At 43.8% G+C, this 1,965-nt stretch carries 1 protein-coding gene and 1 pseudogene; both read left to right on the top strand.

What is annotated here, in order from left to right; translation table 11 throughout:
• A pseudogene (locus HGC4_RS13910) lies at nt 1–1,290 on the top strand (hypothetical protein); the annotation flags it as partial.
• Between the two features lie 184 nt (nt 1,291–1,474).
• Nucleotides 1,475–1,965, top strand: a 491-nt coding sequence (locus HGC4_RS13905; RefSeq protein WP_221406879.1) for a hypothetical protein, incomplete at its 3' end; no start/stop codon positions are given.

Here is a 1,965-nt window from a genome sequence, read left to right as displayed (position 1 = left end):
TGGCCTACTGTTCTTGATGTAGCAAAAAGCCAAACGGTGATTTCTGTCGAGGGAGTTTTCAATGGTGTTAAACAGATTTATAAGGTTATACTTACGGCCGACATTTCCATCGATGCTAACCACCGTTATATACTCAAAGTAAAGAGAGCCAAATTGGACCGTATCGAATTTAATATTGTAGCAGCTGACTGGAACGATGCAAAAGATGTTGTGGAAATAGGATCCGGCTCTTCGAGATTCACATTATATGGCTTAACTGCAACTGCTGTTACTAGTAACAATAGTATCGGTATTCTAGATACTACCAATAACACTTATAACGTCTCTGACGTTGCTTTTCCCAGTATTTTAGAATTTAAGACCGGGTCATTCAACTTACGTGGAACAACTGCTGCTATTTCCTATATGTACAGCGACGGTACCACTTCATTTCCTGTTATGCTCGCTAATCCGACTCCAATTCCGGTGTTGACATATGGAGGAGACGCTGTTTATGAACAAAGCTATAGTGTCTTTATACCTCATTATCAGGGCAACGTTCCGATAAAAGCGGTCATTACTGTTTCCAATATAAGTAATCCCGGCCAGCAAGAGATCATCTCTGTTGTCAGCGTTCCTAAGACCTCTGTTTTTGCTGTGTCCAATATCTACTACGATGCTGTTGCCGGGCATTTAACTTTTGGTATTGGTGCCCCTTCAATGGAGATGTATCAGGGTGTTTACTTTAAATTTGGCAGCCTTACGGGTATTGCTCCTACTCCTGATAATTATAGTACTTCTACTGTTACTTATCCTCCGAGCGGCGGGTCCACAACATCGTCACCGGATTGGGGTTCTATTCCTTATACAAATACAGGTGATCTTGTCCATAACTCTGCTAGTATTGCACAAGGTAAAGGTGATATCTGTAAATACCTGACTAGTCAGGGTTGGGCTCCTCCCGGAAACTGGCGTTTGCCAACAAAAGATGAATTAGTCTTCATGTTAAAGAGTGATGGTTCCTGGGTGGATGGTACAAATACCTCTGCCAACGATGTGGGTACGAACAGTATAGCTTCAAGATGGAAAAATCCTGGTGATAATAATTATCCTTATGGATACATCTTCCCTGCTTCAGGGAGCCGCTATCGCAGCACAGGTTCGTTGACCAACGTGGGTATAGGCGGGTACTATTGGTCGTCGTCGCCGAGCGGTGCGAGCGGATCTTGCGTGGTCTTCAGCAGTAGCGGCGTGTCCCCCGCCGAAGCGACCCGTGCCAACGGTTTCACTATCCGTTGTGTTGAAGTATAAGCGAACTGAAAGTGAGTGTATTCGATTGATTGGATTAATTTCCTCCGTGCATTTGCATGGAGGATTATTGACCTCCATAACTTTGTCTAAAGTAGTTTTAATTGATAAGCTAAGCCGGATGATGGGATCTCAAAGCATGATTTTTCAGTTGTCAAATAGGCACTATCAGAACAAATAAAAGATTATGAAAGGAGCATCTAGATTACGATTGCTTAATAAGCAATACCGGGGATTTTTGTTTTTTGTGTTTATCGTTTTTTTGTCTTCCTGTCAGGAGGATGAGGGATATCAACACACAGTATATAAAAAGGTAAGCTTATCGGTCTCAATGCCTCAGACATATGCCACTTCCTTAGCCTCAGTCTGGGAATCCTCCATTCATACGGTTGACGTTCTGGTCTTTGAGTCTTCGACAGATAATCCGGTAGTTACCGCTTCGGGAGTCTATGATGGCAACTGTACTTTTCTTTACCGTTCAGAAGGAGATTATAGCGCTAGTGGTTCCTCCGGGGGGACTATAACATTCGAAGCTCCCGTAGATCCCGCCGACAATCAGGTGATCGTCCTGTTGACTAATTGCCGTTCGGGAGTGTTGTCCCATATCCCCGCTGCGGGCGATCTTAAAAGTTCCGTGATGGGTTCAATGATCCTGGAAAATACACAGGCAATGGAACC

The sequence above is a fragment of the Dysgonomonas sp. HGC4 genome (assembly GCF_001261715.1).
Lineage (GTDB): Bacteria > Bacteroidota > Bacteroidia > Bacteroidales > Dysgonomonadaceae > Dysgonomonas_A.
Note: the sequence above shows the minus strand (reverse complement) of the source record. Positions and strands in the feature narration are given on the sequence as shown.